Source organism: Paenibacillus sp. AR247 (genome assembly GCF_002968895.1).
GTDB classification, from domain to species: Bacteria; Bacillota; Bacilli; order Paenibacillales; family Paenibacillaceae; genus Paenibacillus_AQ; species Paenibacillus_AQ favisporus.
On record NZ_PCZT01000080.1, the window covers coordinates 1 to 488 of the forward strand.

1 protein-coding gene is annotated in these 488 nt (G+C 56.4%); it reads left to right on the plus strand.

Annotation, left to right across the window (positions count from 1 at the left end; all coding sequences use genetic code 11):
• Nucleotides 1-488: extracellular solute-binding protein (locus CPT76_RS36090; RefSeq protein ID WP_146116572.1), on the plus strand; the 488-nt coding region annotated here is incomplete at both ends.

The following is a 488-nucleotide window of genomic DNA, read 5'->3' on the forward strand; positions in this document are numbered from 1 at the left end:
TTCTCGGCGGAAGCCGGCGTGTACCAGTCCCAGTTCCCGGCAAAGATCGACTGGGCAGCTGCACCGGCTCCATCCATCGACGGCAGCTTCAAAGGAGCTTCCGGTTTCCTTGGCGGTCAGTGGCTAGCCATCAGTTCCAAGACCCAAGAGAAGGAAGCGGCTTGGAAATTCATGCAGTACATGTACAACGATTCAACGCTCAAGCAGTATCAGGAGAAGGGCTTTGGCATCGCCATGGTGCCGTCCGTAAGCGAGGCTGCAGCTACGCCGAGCGTTAAGGGAATTGAAGGTTTCCTGCCGAACAAATACGACGGCGTTTGGCCGGTCGCTCCCACTGTAGCGGTTCAAGGCACCAAGTCAGACGACGCCTTCTTTAAGTACATCGTCAGTGGAGGGGACCTGGACGCTGTCATAGCGGATCTGAATCAACGGTATAACTCGGCGCTCGATGCCGCCAAAGCCAACGGCGAAGTGAAAGCTGAACCGAT